The sequence below is a fragment of the Nocardia mexicana NBRC 108244 genome (genome assembly GCF_001613165.1).
In the GTDB taxonomy this organism is placed as follows: domain Bacteria; phylum Actinomycetota; class Actinomycetes; order Mycobacteriales; family Mycobacteriaceae; genus Nocardia; species Nocardia mexicana.
Genome location: NZ_BDBV01000107.1, coordinates 1 through 15,003, shown reverse-complemented (window position 1 = coordinate 15,003; position 15,003 = coordinate 1). Strand labels below are relative to the sequence as shown.

General features: G+C 69.3%; 17 protein-coding genes and 1 pseudogene. 10 read left to right on the top strand and 8 right to left on the bottom strand.

The window, feature by feature from the left end:
* Positions 1-66: 66 nt before the first annotated feature.
* The 5 genes from NM1_RS34515 (at position 67) to NM1_RS34495 (ending at position 4,403) form a co-directional block, all read left to right on the top strand.
* Positions 67-831: a DUF2470 domain-containing protein gene (locus NM1_RS34515; RefSeq protein ID WP_068030029.1), complete on the top strand. Its 765-nt coding sequence runs from the start codon at positions 67-69 to the stop codon at positions 829-831.
* Positions 832-961: 130 nt separating this feature from the next.
* A complete protein-coding gene (locus NM1_RS34510; RefSeq protein WP_068030026.1) occupies positions 962-1,756 on the top strand; it encodes a CPBP family intramembrane glutamic endopeptidase in 795 nt (264 codons plus the stop codon).
* Between the two features lie 115 nt (positions 1,757-1,871).
* Entirely contained in the window at positions 1,872-3,179 is a 1,308-nt protein-coding gene (locus NM1_RS34505; protein WP_068030128.1) for an LCP family protein, read from the top strand.
* A gap of 10 nt (positions 3,180-3,189) precedes the next feature.
* Positions 3,190-3,768: a ferritin gene (locus tag NM1_RS34500; protein ID WP_084520318.1), complete on the top strand. Its 579-nt coding sequence runs from the start codon at positions 3,190-3,192 to the stop codon at positions 3,766-3,768.
* 86 nt (positions 3,769-3,854) lie between these two features.
* A complete protein-coding gene (locus NM1_RS34495; RefSeq protein ID WP_068030023.1) occupies positions 3,855-4,403 on the top strand; it encodes a ferritin in 549 nt (182 codons plus the stop codon).
* 58 nt (positions 4,404-4,461) lie between these two features.
* Here the strand turns inward: NM1_RS34495 and NM1_RS34490 are convergent, their stop codons facing one another.
* Genes NM1_RS34490 through NM1_RS34475 form a run of 4 tightly spaced genes read right to left on the bottom strand, consistent with a single transcriptional unit; the run spans position 4,462 to position 7,689 of the window.
* Positions 4,462-5,388: a DUF5926 family protein gene (locus NM1_RS34490; RefSeq protein ID WP_068030019.1), complete on the bottom strand. Its 927-nt coding sequence runs from the start codon at positions 5,386-5,388 to the stop codon at positions 4,462-4,464.
* A gap of 52 nt (positions 5,389-5,440) precedes the next feature.
* Positions 5,441-6,208 (bottom strand): glycerophosphodiester phosphodiesterase, encoded by a 768-nt coding sequence (locus tag NM1_RS34485; protein WP_068030014.1) that lies wholly within the window; start codon positions 6,206-6,208, stop codon positions 5,441-5,443.
* Positions 6,205-7,278 carry a DUF4328 domain-containing protein gene (locus NM1_RS34480; RefSeq protein WP_084520317.1) on the bottom strand — a complete coding sequence of 358 codons (1,074 nt, stop codon included), beginning with the start codon at positions 7,276-7,278 and terminating at the stop codon, positions 6,205-6,207. The genes NM1_RS34485 and NM1_RS34480 overlap by 4 nt, the downstream gene beginning before the upstream one ends.
* A gap of 51 nt (positions 7,279-7,329) precedes the next feature.
* On the bottom strand, positions 7,330-7,689 hold the full coding sequence (locus NM1_RS34475) for a rhodanese-like domain-containing protein (RefSeq protein ID WP_068030011.1): 360 nt from the start codon (positions 7,687-7,689) through the stop codon (positions 7,330-7,332).
* A 436-nt stretch (positions 7,690-8,125) separates the two neighbouring features.
* On the opposite strand from NM1_RS34475, the gene NM1_RS34470 reads away from it, so the two are divergent.
* The 4 genes from NM1_RS34470 (at position 8,126) to NM1_RS34455 (ending at position 11,490) form a co-directional block, all read left to right on the top strand.
* The gene (locus NM1_RS34470) at positions 8,126-8,737 is read left to right on the top strand and encodes a hypothetical protein (RefSeq protein ID WP_068030009.1); all 612 of its coding nucleotides are present in this window, start codon (positions 8,126-8,128) and stop codon (positions 8,735-8,737) included.
* A gap of 266 nt (positions 8,738-9,003) precedes the next feature.
* On the top strand, positions 9,004-9,627 hold the full coding sequence (locus NM1_RS34465) for a superoxide dismutase (RefSeq protein WP_068030007.1): 624 nt from the start codon (positions 9,004-9,006) through the stop codon (positions 9,625-9,627).
* A 196-nt stretch (positions 9,628-9,823) separates the two neighbouring features.
* Positions 9,824-10,351, top strand: coding sequence for a peptidase (locus NM1_RS34460; protein ID WP_068030005.1), 528 nt, complete (start codon positions 9,824-9,826; stop codon positions 10,349-10,351).
* Positions 10,352-10,770: 419 nt separating this feature from the next.
* Positions 10,771-11,490, top strand: coding sequence for a TMEM165/GDT1 family protein (locus NM1_RS34455; RefSeq protein WP_068030003.1), 720 nt, complete (start codon positions 10,771-10,773; stop codon positions 11,488-11,490).
* A 109-nt stretch (positions 11,491-11,599) separates the two neighbouring features.
* On the opposite strand, the gene NM1_RS34450 is transcribed toward NM1_RS34455, so the two are convergent.
* Positions 11,600-12,280: a TetR/AcrR family transcriptional regulator gene (locus tag NM1_RS34450; RefSeq protein WP_068030120.1), complete on the bottom strand. Its 681-nt coding sequence runs from the start codon at positions 12,278-12,280 to the stop codon at positions 11,600-11,602.
* Positions 12,281-12,423: 143 nt separating this feature from the next.
* Between NM1_RS34450 and NM1_RS34445 the strand changes: the two genes are divergently transcribed.
* Positions 12,424-13,191 (top strand): SDR family NAD(P)-dependent oxidoreductase, encoded by a 768-nt coding sequence (locus tag NM1_RS34445; protein ID WP_068029999.1) that lies wholly within the window; start codon positions 12,424-12,426, stop codon positions 13,189-13,191.
* A 158-nt stretch (positions 13,192-13,349) separates the two neighbouring features.
* Here NM1_RS34445 and NM1_RS34440 read toward each other — a convergent pair whose 3' ends face one another.
* The 3 genes and pseudogenes from NM1_RS34440 to NM1_RS34430 form a co-directional block, all read right to left on the bottom strand.
* Complete coding sequence (locus NM1_RS34440; protein WP_068029996.1) at positions 13,350-14,018, bottom strand: DUF1361 domain-containing protein; 669 nt, start codon at positions 14,016-14,018, stop codon at positions 13,350-13,352.
* Between the two features lie 116 nt (positions 14,019-14,134).
* On the bottom strand, positions 14,135-14,335 hold the full coding sequence (locus NM1_RS34435; RefSeq protein ID WP_068029993.1) for a cold-shock protein: 201 nt from the start codon (positions 14,333-14,335) through the stop codon (positions 14,135-14,137).
* A 244-nt stretch (positions 14,336-14,579) separates the two neighbouring features.
* Positions 14,580-15,003 (bottom strand): annotated as a pseudogene (locus NM1_RS34430) (molecular chaperone HtpG); the annotation flags it as partial.

The window sequence follows — 15,003 nt, the reverse complement described above, 5'->3', positions numbered from 1 at the left end:
CCCTCGTCGTCACTTAGCTTAGGTTTACCTAATTACAGCGCCGGGTCCGGACATCTGGAGGTATGCATGCCGCGCACGACCACGACCGCCGCACCGTCCACGGCCGAGCGGGTGCGAAATGCCTGCGCACACGCCGAGCAGGCGGTGCTGGCCCTGCCCGGCGCCGATCCCGTGCCCACGACCGTGCATCACCTGCGGGCGTGCGGCGATGCGGTGATCGCGGTACCGATGGATTCATCGGCGGTGACGGCGGCCTGGGGTCCACTCGGCTCGCCCGCCGTGCTGGAGCTGACCGATATGGCGCCACTGCCGCTGCGCGAGCCGGTCCGGGCGCTGGTGTGGCTGCGCGGGCGGGTCCGCGCGGTTCCGGAGCACGCCCAGCGCGTCCTGGCGGGCGAGGTCGCCAAGGAGCACGCGCACCCGGCACTGCTCGACGTCGGCCACACCACCACGCTGCTGCGGCTGGTCATCGACTCCGCGGTGGTGGCCGATTCCAGCGGTGCCGCCTCGGCCTGCCAGGAACAGTTGCGCACCGCCCAGGCCGACCCGTTCTGGGAACTGGAGGGGGCGTGGCTGCAGCACATGGACGCCGACCACGCCGACGTGGTCGCGCAGCTGGCCCGGCACCTGCCGGTCCGGCTCCGCGGCGGCGCGGTGCACCCGCTGGCCATCGACCGCTACGGCGTGACCCTGCGCGTGGAGAGCCCCGACGACGGCGACCACGACGTCCGCCTGCCCTTCGAATCCCCCGTCGACGACATCCAATCCCTCAGCCGCGCGGTCCGCATCCTCGCCGGTTGCCCCTTCCTACACGGCATGCGCCGCATCTGACGGCACGCCAACACCAGCTCGCGCACCCCCTGCGCGTTCACGCACCGCCTTCAGCAGGCTGGAGCGGGTGCGTGAAAACGCACGAGGTGCGCGAACTCGCTGACTGGGGCCGGCACATAGATTGGCGGGCATGGTGTCTTCCGCCGATTCCGTTCCTGGCCGGCGCGAGCCCGCGACGGGGCGGGAGCGTACGGCGATTCGGATCGAGATCGCGATCGTCCTGGTCGTCACGTTCGGGCTGAGCGGGGCCAATGCGGCGCTGTCGCTGCTCGAGAGCGCGCTGGCGCCGGGCGGCGTGGGCGGACAGACGGTGGCGCTGAATCCGTCGCGGGCGGCGCAGTCGGCCATCGATCTGATGTTCCAGTTGCTGAGCGTGCTGCGGCTGCTGGGGTGGGGCGCGCTCGGCCTGTATCTGCTGTGGCGCAGCGGGATCGGGCCGCGGCTGATCGGCCTGGCACGCATCCGCTGGCGCGGCGACGTGCTTCCGGGGCTGGTGCTGGCGGCGGTGATCGGCCTGCCCGGGCTGGGGCTGTACCTGGCGGCCCACGCGATGGGATTCAGCGTGACCATCGTGCCGAGTTCGCTCGGCGACCACTGGTGGCGGCTGCCGGTGCTGGTGCTGTCGGCGCTGGCGAATGCCGTGGCCGAGGAGATCCTGGTGGTGGCCTATCTCATCACCCGGCTACGGGCGCTGGGCTGGACCGAGAACCGGTCGCTGCTCGCCTCGGCCCTGCTGCGCGGCAGCTACCACCTGTACCAGGGCCTGGGCGGCGGGCTCGGCAATCTGGTGATGGGCCTGGTGTTCGGCAGGTTCTGGCAGCGCACCGACCGGCTGTGGCCGCTCGTGCTGGCGCACGCGACCATCGATACGGTCGCCTATATCGGCTACGCCCTGCTGCGCGGGCACGTGTCCTGGCTGCCCTGAACGCCCGAGCGCACGGGATGCAACCGCACTCGACGTCGGCGCCCGCCGAAACCGTGAGGATCGTCATCGACTCGAGATGAACCGGCGGGCCCGGCGGATCAGTAGCATCTCGGTGATGAACGGCGACGACCCCCAGCATTACGCGCGGACGCGCCGGGTCCCGCCGCCAGGACCCGGCCGCCCCGCGCCGCCCCCACCCGATCAGCGGCATCCGCGCGGCGGACAACCCCGGCCCCCGCACGAGCCCACCCAGGTGATGCGTCGCGACGGCGCCCGCGAGCAGGCCCTGGCCTGGTCCCAGGTGCCGCCCGCGGACAATCCGCCGCCCCGCTACCGCCAGGGACCACCGCGTCGGCCCGCGGATCACGCGCCGACGCAGCGTCCCGTGCCGTATCGCGAACCACCGCCGCCGCCTCCCCCGGGGCCGCCGCCGCGCCGCCGCGAGCGGCCGCCCCCGGAACCGCGGATGCGCCGCAAGCGGCACTGGGGCCGCTGGCTGGTCGCGCTGCTACTGGTCGCGCTCATCACGCCGATCGTGGCCGCGATCTATCTGGACCGCTCGCTGCACCGCATCGACGCGCTGGGCGACTACCCCGACCGTGTCGGCGACACGCCGGGCACGAACTGGCTGCTCACCGGATCCGACAGTCGCCTGGGCTTGACGAAGGATCAGGAGAGCGAACTCTCCACCGGCGACACCTCCGATGCCGGGGGCGAGCGCAGCGACACGATCATGCTGGTGCACGTCCCGAAGTCCGGCGCCACCACGATCGTGAGCCTGCCGCGTGATTCCTATGTACCCATCCCGGGCATCGGCCGGGACAAACTCAACGCGGCCTATTCCGCCGGCGGCCCGAAGCTGCTGGCGCAGACCGTGGAAACGATCACCGGCCTGCACATCGACCATTTCGCGGAAATCGGTTTCGGCGGCTTCGCCGGAATGGTGGACGCGGTGGGCGGAATCGATATGTGCCTGCCCTATCCGATCGATGACCCGCTGGCAGGAATAGATCTGCCCGCCGGCTGCCAGCATCTCAGCGGCGCCCAGGCGCTCGGCTTCGTCCGCACCCGCGCCACGCCCCGGGCCGACCTCGACCGCATGCAGAACCAGCAGATGTTCATGGCCGCCCTGCTGAAGAAGGCGACCAGCACCGGCACCCTGATCAACCCGCTGCGCAGCTGGCCGCTGGCCCAGGGCCTGACCAGCTCCCTGCAGGTCGACAACGACGACCACATCTGGGATCTGGCCCGGCTGGGGTGGGGCCTGCGCGGCGACACCGTGACCACCACCGTCCCGATCGGCGGCTTCGACGACGTCTCGGGCAGCGGCAACGTGCTGCTGTGGGACAAGGAGAAGGCGGGCCGGTTCTTCGACGCACTCGCATCGGACAAGCCGATCCCCGAGGACCTGATCACGCGGTAACGTCGATCACATGCCGAACAACGGTCACACCCCGGACAACGTTTCCGCCGCCGACGGCGAACGGTCGTTTCCGGATTCGCTCCGGGACCAGATTCGCCATGAATTCACCGCGGCGCGGCAGTATCTCGCCGCCGCGGTGTACCTGGACACCCTGCGGCTGCCGCGGCTGGCGGGTGTCTGCTACCGCGGCGGGGACGACAAGCGCGGGCACGCACTGCGCATGATCCAATACCTGCTGGACCGGGATATCCCGGTCCAGATCGGCGGGCTCGACGAGATCGTGCCCACCTTCGATTCCGCGCGATCGGCCGTCGATTTCATGCTGCGGCGCGAACAGCGCCTGGCCGATCGGCTGAACGCCCTGTCCCGCACCGCCGCGGAGACGGGCGACTATCTCGGCGAACAGTTCGTGCAGTGGTTCCTGCGGGATCAATTGGAGGAGGTGGCCCGGATGACCACGCTGCTCGCCGTATGCGACCGCGCCGACGGAAACCTTTTCGATGTCGAGGACTTCGTCGCACGCGAACTGCAGCGTCCCTCGAAGCCCGATCCGGCCGCACCGAAAATGGCGGGAACAACCCGCATTTGATTAGGCAATACTTGCCTCAATAAGGTTGTACTCAATAAGGGTGCACTTGGATGACAAGCGCGATAACCAGCATTAATGTCGTGCTCATGTCCAGCCACCCCGAAACCCCACGCAGCAAGTTCCACAGCTTGCTCCACGATCAGATTCGGCACGAATTCAATGCCGAACATCAGTACATCGCAATCGCAGTATGGTTCGACAATGCCGATCTTCCGGTGTTGGCGAAGTACTTCTACAAGCAGGCCGTCGAGGAACGCAACCACGCGATGATGATCGCGCAGTACTTCCTCGATCGCGATATGAGCATCGACCTGTCCGGCATCGACGGCGCGAAGTCGAAATTCGAGAATGCCCGCGAGCCCATCGCCCTGGCCCTGGCCCAGGAGAAGACGGTCACCGATCAGATCGTCCAGCTGGCCAGCACCGCCCGCGAAGAGGGCGACTACCTGGGCGAGCAGTTCATGCAGTGGTTCCTCAAGGAGCAGGTCGAGGAGGTCGCGCGGATGACGACGCTGCTCACCGTCGCCGACCGCGCCGGTAAGAACCTGTTCGATCTGGAGTATTTCGTCTCCCGCGAGATGAGCGGACCGGACGACACGTCGGGTGCGCCGCATGCGGCGGGCGGAGCGATCTGAGGTTCCCCCACAGTGAGCGACGCTCGGCTCCGCCTGCGCGGAGCCGAGCTTTTCGTTTCTAGCGCAACGTGACCTGACGGGACCGCAGGCCGTCGCGGGACCGCCGCTCGTCGGAACTCAACGGCGCGTCCGAGGCCACCGCCTCCGCCAGCCGCGCGCCGAATTCCCGGGCGGGAGCGACCCATTCGCTCGGGTGCCGCTCCCGATCCAGGTCGAACACCGGCACCAGCAGCCCGTGGGTGCGGAACGAACCCGCGAACCGGGAGCCGTCGCCCAGATGCAGACCGCCGGCGGCGTGCACGCGGGCCAGCGCCAGCATCAGCGCGTCCTCGTCCTCGGGGCGAACCCAGCGCACGTGCGCCTTCTCCCCGGCGTCGACCCACCAGGCCGCGCCGATCGCATCCCCGCCCAGTTCCAGCCGGTCGGACGGCATGATCGCCTGGTTGGCCTGCTCGATGGTCGCCGCGACCTGCGGATCGGGGGTCACGCCCTCGGGCACCCACCAGTCGAAGTCCTGGTGCACGGTCAGATCCAGGCCCGCGCCCGGATCGATCACCTCGCCCAGCGCCGGTACCGCGTCCTCGGCGGCCTCGGCCGCGGCCTGCAGCGATTCGCCGGGCTCGGCGCTCTGGGTCCACAGCACGGCGGCGGCCAGGTCGGCGGCCGGGTCCTCGGACTGGAACTGCACCTGGGCGCCGACGAAACCGGTCGGCTCGTCGCCCGCGCGCACCAGGGCGGCGACCGCGCCGGGCAGCACCGTGGCGAGGGTGACGGGACGCTTGGCGCCAACCCCGCTCGACAGCTTCAGCGTCGCGGTGGCCGACGGCACGAACTCCCGTAGTGCGACGAGATCGCATTCGACGGCCAGGCCGGCGAAGGGGCGCGCGACGGCCTGCGCCGCCTGCTCCTGTGCCGCGCGGCGCTCGGCGAGACGCTGGGCCCGATTACTGTCGGGCTTGGGTTGATTCCGTTTGCTCTTACCCACGAACGGTGAACCTACAGTGTCGGATTGAGCACACGGCGCAGGGGCACGCGAGTCACACCGTGGCCAGGACCGCTTTGGTGCGACCCGGGTGATTGGTCGCGATCCAGCTGACGCCGAGATCGGCGCAGAGCTTGACGTCCTCCGCGGCGTCGACGGTCCAGCAGTAGGTCGCACGCCCGGCCGCGGCCGCCTTGTCCACCAGCTCGGGATGGTCGCGCAGGGTCTTCACCGACGGCCCGACGGCGGTGGCGCCCACCGTGGTCGCCGCGCTGCCGCCGAGGTACCGCGACGACTCGCCGAGCAGCACCGTGGGCAGCAGCGGGGCCGACCGCCGGATGCGCCACACTGCGGTGGCGGCGAACGACATCACCACCGCGCGCGAGTGATCGGCCGAGGCCGGTGTCGCGATCCCGAACCGCTGCAGCTCGGCCAGCACCTTGGCCTCCACCAGCGCGCCGTAGCGCACCGGATGCTTGGTCTCGATGAACAGCTTGGTGGGCCGGCTGCGCCAGTCCAGCACCAGCGAGATCAGCTCGCCGAGGGTGACCACGCCGGCCGGCGCATCGTCGGCGCCGAAGTCCAACTCCCGCAGCTCGTCCAGGCTCAGCTCGCTGACCAGCCCGGTGCCCGAGGAGGTCCGGTCCACGGTCCGGTCGTGCACGCAGACCAGATGCCCGTCGCGCGTCAGCCGGACATCGCATTCGACGCCGTCGGCACCCTCCCGCAGCGCCAGCTCGAAGGCCGCCAGGGTGTGCTCCGGGCGCGCGCCCGACGCGCCGCGGTGCGCCACCACGAACGGTGCGCGACTGTCTCGGCTCACTTCGCCATGACCTCCTCCTGCTCGGACCCGGCCTCGGACGCCACCTCGGGCTCCGCATCGGAGCCGCCATTCTTCCCGACCGCCGAATCCGGCGCGCGCTCATTACTTTCCGCCACCGGGTGTACGGGCTCGATGACCGGGGCGGCCGGACCCACCGCCGCGAGCCACCGCTTCGGCATCCGGACGCGGCCGCGCAGGTCACGACCCTGGATCAGCCTGACGACCCACAGCGACAGCACGGCGACCGCGGCGGCCACCAGATCGGTCCAGACGGTGAACATCACACCGTCGGCCTGGGCCTGCAGCGAATCGGCGGTGCGCCAGCACAGGGCGGCGATCACCATGGCGCCGTTGCACACCCACGCACACCACCAGATTCGCACCGCCCGCACGGCGCGGGAGTCCCCGCCGAGCCGCCGGACCAGTTCCATCAGGAACACGCCCGGCCAGATCAGATTCACCCCGGGAATCAGACAGCCGCACAACAGCATCGGCAGCGAGCGCGGATCGCGTCGCCCGTCCCGCGCGTACGCGTCCCGGCGGGCGTCGACCAGCCAGCCGACCAGCGCGAGGGCACCGGCCAGGGCGAACAGCAGCGCCAGCACCCCGGTCAGGTAGACCGCGATGTCGGAGACCAGCAGCGTCGCCGGGTGAATCAATCGGGTGCGATTGACCAGCAGGATCAGATACCGCCCGAGTTCGGCGATGCCCGCCACCGCGAACAGGGCGGCCGTGATCACCAGCAGCCGCTCGAGGCGGTCGGTCAGCCGGGAGAGCGAGTGGCGGGCGACCGTCGACGGGCGCGGCGGCTCGTCCCGCAGGCCCCACCGCGGCATCTCGGAATAGCGGGGGGTCGCCGGCGCGGACCGGGCGGAACGGCTCGACCGGCCGTCGCGCGGATGCCGGCCCGGCGGCCGGGCCACCCAGCGATAGTTGCGATGCTCGGCGGGGGCGTCGACCGGGGCGGGCGACAGCAGCACGCCGCGGCAGCGCGGGCACCAGTGCATCGGCCTGCCCTGCACCGCCCAGCGCGACCCGCAGCGGGCGCAGGGCTGCACGACCGTACTCATCGGGCGCCGCCCCCTTTCATCGGTAGCTGTGTCATCGGAACCCGTGGGCCATCAGTAGATCTTCGCCTCGTGCTCGTCCGCACCGGCCAGCGGGCGGCCGGAGCGCTGCCATGCCACCATGCCGCCGACGACGTGCACGGCGTCGAATCCGACGTGCGTCAGGTACTTCACCACCTCGATGGACCGGCCGCCCTGACGGCAGACGACATAGATGTCGGAGTCGTAGTCCAGCTCGTCGACCCGCGCCGGCACGTCGGCCATCGGAATGTGGCGGGCGCCGGGCGCGTGCCCGAGCTGCCACTCGTCGTCCTCGCGCACGTCGAGCAGGATGGCCGAATCGGGGGGCGGGGCAGCGTCGAACTCGGCGGGCACTTCGTCGACCGCCACCGACGGAACTTCGGGGCTCGTCACGGTTTCGATCCTGCCACGGGCGCCGGACGGGCGGGGAGTTCCGCTGGTCTTCCGCGTCGGCCCGATCGCCGGACATGCGGTCGGTTCCGGCCGGACTGTGCATATCCCGGCCCTAGTTATCCACATAATCCACAACCTGATCCACAGGTTTACGGTGAGCTGACCGATCGATGGCCCGGAACGAGTGCGATGGGCCTGCGGAGCGCATGCGGGTGACCGATCCGAGACTCCCCTCCTCATCCCGGAGCGGTCACCCGCCGCCGAAGGCGGGGCCACGCCGCAGGTCGAGTACGTATCCGAGATCCGCGGCGTGGTCCCGACAACTACTTGGACGGGACGTCCGGCCGTTCGGTTCCCTGTTCTTCGAAAAAAACGACAACACTAGCGAGAAACCGAAATCCCGGGCTCTGCCCGGCACGCTCGGTAGCCTTGGCATATGGACGCGAGCAGGGGGTTACTCGACGGATTGGACGCGGCCGGGCTGAACACCGCACTTGCCGAGGCCACCTGCCTCGGCGTCGCGGTCGACGCCCCGGCCGCGCGGCTGCGACTCGAACTGGAGGTGCTGACCCTTCCCGTCGACGGGCCGCCGCCCGAGGACCGCCGCGTGGTCCTGATCTTGACCGGCGTCAGCCGAGTCGCCGCGTCCCTGCGCAAACAGGAGTGGGACGATCTGGAACCGCAGATCTCCCCGCTGACGCTGGACACTCTCGGCGAGGCGATCGAGAGCTTCGGTGGCGGCGCGTTGCACGGGTGGGATTTCATCGACGTCGACGACAGTGGCTGGGCGCTGTGGCGCGAGCTGCTGAGCCTCGACGCCACCGTCAGCGATCGACCGGCCACACATGTGCTGGAGTTCTCGCAGCAGGAGGGCGTCGATCCCCGCGAACTCGACGTGCGGGTGTGGTTCGAGGGGGTCGAGGTCGAGACCTCGGACGGCCGCTCCCTCACCCCCGCCGAATTCGCCGACGGCGGGCGGCGCTGGTGGAAGGCGCACGATGCCTGCGATCCGCGCACGATGCTGCCGGACGTCGCACCGCCGATGTGAGTCCTTCGCGTATAGCTGCCGTCCCTGAGCTGTGACGATCATCCCCGTCGTTCGACAGAGGCGGGAAGCGTCCGCGCTGACTAACGTCGTCCCTGCCGGGTACCCGGGTCGCACCGACCCCGGCGTCCATACCGTGGGAAACCTGGCCGGGATTGGAATCCGGGGGCATGGAACCCGGTTGCAACCGAGCGGGTGTACGAATGATGGTTGGGTGCGCCCGAGACACCTCGGGTGCACACGGCCCGACATCATGAGGAAGGGACATCGTGGCTGAGTACACGCTGCCAGATCTGGATTACGACTACGGCGCCCTGGAGCCGCACATCTCCGGGCAGATCAACGAGCTGCACCACTCCAAGCACCATGCGACCTACGTCGCCGGTGCCAACGCGGCACTCGAGAAGCTGGAGGCCGCCCGCGAGTCCGGTGACCACGGCGCAATCTTCCTGAACGAGAAGAACCTGGCCTTCCACCTGGGTGGGCACGTCAACCACTCGATCTGGTGGAAGAACCTGTCCCCCAACGGCGGCGACAAGCCGGTCGGGGAGCTGGCCGCCGCCATCGACGACCAGTTCGGCTCGTTCGACAAGTTCCGCGCGCAGTTCACCGCCGCGGCCAACGGCCTGCAGGGCTCCGGCTGGGCGGTGCTGGGTTACGACCAGCTGGGCCAGAAGCTGCTGACGTTCCAGCTGTACGACCAGCAGGCCAACGTGCCGCTGGGCGTCATCCCGCTGCTGCAGGTCGACATGTGGGAGCACGCCTTCTACCTGCAGTACAAGAACGTCAAGGCCGACTACGTCAAGGCCTTCTGGAACGTCGTCAACTGGGCCGATGTGCAGGAGCGCTTCGCCCGGGCGACCTCGCAGGCCAAGGGTCTCGTCTTCGGCTGATAGCGCCCGACCCTCCGGGCCCGCGAACCTGATTCGCGGGCCCGGTTTTTGTGTTTCCGCCCTGTTACCTGGGGCTTAGCACTCTCTGGTACTTGTGTGCCAGACATTGTTTGCGCCATTCTCGGGTACTCACAACTAAAGGACGGGCTCGCTCGTCACCCGAGCGGCCGGCCCCCGTACCCACCGGGAGGCAGCGATGCGCACGAACGATCAGGTACTGGTCACGCCCTTCCAGGCGCATGGACTACTGAGGGGTTTCCTCATCGGCGGTCGCTGGCCCGACACCACCAAGGAGTGGGCGCAGCTGCTCGTCCTGGCGGTGCGGGTCGCCAGCCTGCCGGGGCTGCTGGCCACCTCCACGGTTTTCGGGGCCCGCGAGGATCTGCCCGACGACCCCGAACCCGGCACGATCGGCCTGGTCCTGGCCGAGGGGCCGGTGCTGGGCGACGAGGCCGTCGAGCCCGGCCGCTTCGCCGATCACGTCCCGCCCGCGCTGATCATGCTGCATCCCCCGTCGGAGACCCGCCCCGCGCTGCCCGAATCCACGGGCGCGGCGTCCGGCTGCGTGCTGCTGCCCGGTGTGCCCCATCTCGGGCTGGAGCACCGCGCGGCATGGGTGGAGGCCGAGCTGGACGGCACGGTGAACACCATGGTCAGCCGCGTCGGCGTGGATCCGATCAGCGATCCGGATACCGCCGTACTCGCCATGCTGCTCGCGGCCTGAGCGAGCTCGGCCCAGCCCGGCAACACCGACCGGCCGCACCGGCTTCACGTCGCTCGACCGGGTCGTGCAGGGTCTGCTGCCCGACTCGCACAGGGTCTGCTGACGGGTTGCGACGGGTACCCGAAACTTTCGGCGTGGATCGCCAAACTTATTGTGCGCATTGCGATTTCGGCGACACGGGGTTGGCGTACGGCGGTAACCGAGGGTAGGCTGGCCGACAGCGAAGGGGAGTAGCCCCCAATCACGTGGTCGACATACTGACCCGCTGCGAGATCCGTCGAGCAGGGTCCGGCCACGTGAACCGGAATCCGGTGGGCGAGACCTTCGGCCGATGACAGACCAACCGATTATTCGGATGCGTTGTCGGCTGAGGGCGCACCCGTCTTCGGCCGGCAGGCCGGAGACCTGGGAGCCGATTCATGATCGCCACGATTGCGCTGAGCTTCGGCGTGCTCTTCGTCGCCGAACTGGGCGACAAGTCGCAGCTGATGGCGCTGACTTTCGCGCTGCGCTACCGGTGGTGGATCGTGCTGTCGGGCATCGCCGCCGCCAGCGTCGCGGTGAATCTGATCGCGACCGGTGTCGGGCATTTCCTCGGGGCGGCACTGCCGACGGATCTGATCGCGGTGTGCACCGGTGTCGTCCTGCTCGCGGTCGGTGGGTGGACGCTGCGCGAGGCGCATGTCCGAGGCGCGGATTCCGAGACCCCCGCGGCGGACTCCGGCACACCGCCCCCGGGCCGGGCATTCTTCGTGGTGCTGTCGGCCTTCCTGCTCGCCGAACTCGGCGACCGGACCATGTTCGCCACCATCGCCCTCGCCTCCAACCGCAGCTGGGTGGCGGTGTGGACCGGATCGGTGCTGGGCATGGTCGCCGCCGGCGCGCTGGCCATCGCCGTCGGCATCACCGTCGGCAAGCATCTGCCCGAACGGCTGATCGCGACCGGTTCTGGCCTGCTGTTCCTCTACATCGGCACCGCCACGCTGCTGGGCGCGCTGGTCCCGAACCTGGGCCAGGCGGCCGAGCTGGCGCTAGCCGCGGTCGCTCCCGCCATGGGAGGCGGCGTGCTCTGGCTGCTTCGACGACCCACCCGCGCCGCCGCGCCGGACGAACCGGACCGCCTCGAGACCCACGGCTGAGCGGATCCCGCCGCCGTCGCTCCGGCGAAAAGCGTGCCGGAAATACGTGAGGTGAGGGCGCGCCGGAATACGTGAGGTGAGGGCGCGCCGGAAATACGTGGAGTGCGGATCAGTTGTTGGCGATTGCAGCGGTCTGCTCGGCGGGGGCCGCGCCGAACAGGTCACCGCTGCGGCGTACCAGGTCCAGCATGGGCTCGCGCAGCGCGTGCAGGCCGTCCAGGTCGTCCGCGGCGACCCGGGTGGTGACCATGGCGCTCAGGGCCGCCACCAGGGTCTGGCAGGCGAACCGCTGCTGCTCGGTGTGGGCGTCGAGGATGTCGGCCAGCATGGTGACGAACGATTCCTGCAGCTGCGCGCGGCGGGCAATGGCCTTGGGCCCCACCGCATATACCTCGACCAGGTACAGCCGCGCGTTCGCCGGTTCGCTCGCCAGGCCGTCCAGATAGGCGGTCAGCAGCGCGTCCATGCGATGTTCCAGTTCCAACGGGTCGGCCGAATCCGTTTGCGCCCGTGCCGCTTCCATGATCCGGTCCACCAGCAGCTGCACAGCGCGTTCGTAGGCCGCCTCGAAACAATCTTCCTTGGAACGGAATTGCTCGTAGAAGGTCTCCCGGGACACCCCCGCCCGTTTGATGATCACCGCGACAGACGTTCCCACATAACCGTTTTCGGACATCGCCTCCGCCATCGCGCCCAGGATGCGGTCGCGCTGCGCGCGGATCACGGTCTCGCGGGGCAGGCCGTGACGGCCGCGGGGCAGCTGACGGGCGGTGCTGACCGGCTCTGGCATACGGACGACGGTAGCACTGAAGAACATATCTGTTCACAAACGCCTCGGCAGCGGCCCGCGGCCGATCGTCACCGAACGCCCGTTATGGTGCTTATTGACGGAAGGCCAGCGAGGGCCGTCACAAACGAGAGGACCAAAACACCGTGGAGATTTCGGGATCCGCCGCAATCATCACCGGAGCTGCGTCCGGCCTGGGCGCCGCGACCGCCAAGCGCTTCGCCGACCTGGGCGCGACCGTGTTCGGGCTGGACCTGCAGCAGTCCATCGAGCGGGCGGGCGACAGCGTTCCGGCCGGTGTCACCCTGATCCCGACCGATGTGACCAGCGCGGACGACGTCGCCGCCGCGGTCGCCACGGTCGTCGAATCCGGCGTGCCGCCGCGCATCGTGGTCAACTGCGCCGGCGTCGGCTGGGCCGGTCGCATCCTGTCCAAGAACGGCCCGCACGATCTGGAGCTGTTCCGCACCGTCATCACCGTGAACCTGCTGGGCACGTTCAACGTGATGCGGCTGGCCGCGGACGCCATCGCCAAGACCGAGCCACTCGACGAGTACGGCCAGCGCGGCGTCGTCATCAACACCGCCTCGGTCGCGGCCTTCGAGGGCCAGATCGGTCAGATCGCCTACTCGGCGTCCAAGGGCGGTGTCGCCGGTATGACCATTCCGGCCGCGCGCGACCTGGCTCAGTTCGGCATTCGGGTCGACACCATCGCCCCCGGCATCATCGACACCCCGATGCTGGCCGGCGTCACCGAGGAGTACCGCAAGGGCCTCGAGGCCGGCGTGCCGTTCCCCTCGCGCCTGGGCCGCCCCGACGAGTACGCGCAGCTGGCGCAGTACATCGTCGAGCATGACTACCTCAACGGCGAGACCATCCGCATGGACGGCGCCCTCCGCATGGCGCCCCGCTAGGCCGCGGTTCATTGCCCCACACCCCGTAAGGGAACCCGCGGGCCCAGCCCCCGGACCCCCGAAGGGATCTCAGGGACTCCGGCCGCCAGGTCGGATCACCGAATCCGAAGGCTCGCACCCGTGTACACGGTGCGGGCCTTCGTCGTTGGGGCGGGGCATCAGGGCGAGTCGGAGGCGGGGCGGAGCCAGAGCAGGGCGCGGCGGGTGCTCGCCACCGTGGCCTCGGCGACGGCCTTGGTGACGAAATGGCCGACGGCGGTGACCAGGGCCAGCACCACGATCGCGGCGGGCGCCCACGACCAGCTCAGGGCCAGCAGGATGCGGTCGACGGTGTCACGCGGCTGCACCACCGGCTCCCAGCTGTTGAGCCGGGTCCAGCGGCCGAGGAAGATGCCGATCGCGCACAGCAGGTGCAACCCGAGGATGACCGGCACCCGCCACCGCGCGAGGCCCACCCCGTCCAGGAACCGTCCGACCTCGGCCAGCGCCAGGTAGTAGGCGAGGAAGCCGGAGACGATCAGCGCCGCGTAGAGCGGCAGCACCGTCGTGACCACCGGCCCGTCGCCGACGAAGTGGATGTCCTCCCGCAGGTGCACCAGGTCGGTCACCACATAGGGCGCGTTGGGCAGGAACAGCACGAACAGCGCGACCCCGGCCCACCACACCGGTGAGCGCGGTATGTCCGTCGCACCCCTGCGGGTGCGGAACACCAGGAGCGCCAGCAGCACCGGAACCCACGCCAGGACCGTGTTCCAGGCCATCCAGAAGAAGTCTCGACGAACCAGGTCCACCAGGTTCGCCCCCACCGAATCGAGCACGACGTCCATGCGTCCATCATGAGGGATCTTCGGCGTCGGCTCGCGCCGTCAGTGCCCCGGCGACCCCTGAATACAGCAAGGCCCGCACCGGAATCCGGTGCGGGCCTTGAACGTTCGGTCTGTGATTACAGAGCGCGGACGCCGGAGGCCTGCGGGCCCTTCTTGCCCTGGGTGATCTCGAAGCTCACCTGCTGGCCCTCGTCGAGGCCCCGGTAGCCGGTGCCCTCGATCTCGGAGTAGTGGACGAATACGTCCGGGCCGCCCTCATGAGCGATGAAGCCGTAGCCCTTTTCCGCGTTGAACCACTTCACGGTTCCCTGAACCATCTTGATTTCTCCTTGGCAGAGTTGTCATCGGCACCGCGGTCGCGGCGTCCGAGTCACATCCAGACGGCGACTTGCAACTTGCCTGGCAAGGAGAAGCGACGCCCGCACACTGTTCCGCACGAGCATTTGAACAACAAAAATGCGACTAACAACAATAACGCACCCGGACGGAAAAGGTTCCCGCCGCGGGGACGACCATGATCAGCGTCACAGCCGCCCCCGCACCCACCTGTCCGCGCCGTAGTTACAGCGTGCGCGTCAGCCGGTCGGCCAGGACCTGCGCGAAGTGGGCCGGATCCTTCAGCTCGCCACCCTCGGCCAGAACCGCCGTGCCGTACAGCAATTCGGCGGTCTGGGCGAGCTCCTCGGCCTTGCCCTCGTCGGCGTCGGCCTTCTTCTCCCCGTAGGCGTCGCGCAGCCCCGTGACCAGCGGATGGCCCGGGTTGAGCTCGAGGATCCGCTTGGTCTCCGGCAGGATCTGGCCCGAGGCGCGGTACATGCGCTCGAGCTGCGGGGTGAAGTCGAAGGCGTCGCCGACGATGCACGCGGGTGAGGTTGTCAGCCGGGTGGACAGGCGCACCTCCTTGACGCTCTCGCCGAGGGTCTGCTGCAGCCACTTCAGCACGTCGCCGAAGTCCTTCTCCTGCTGTTCCCGCAGCTGCTCGGAG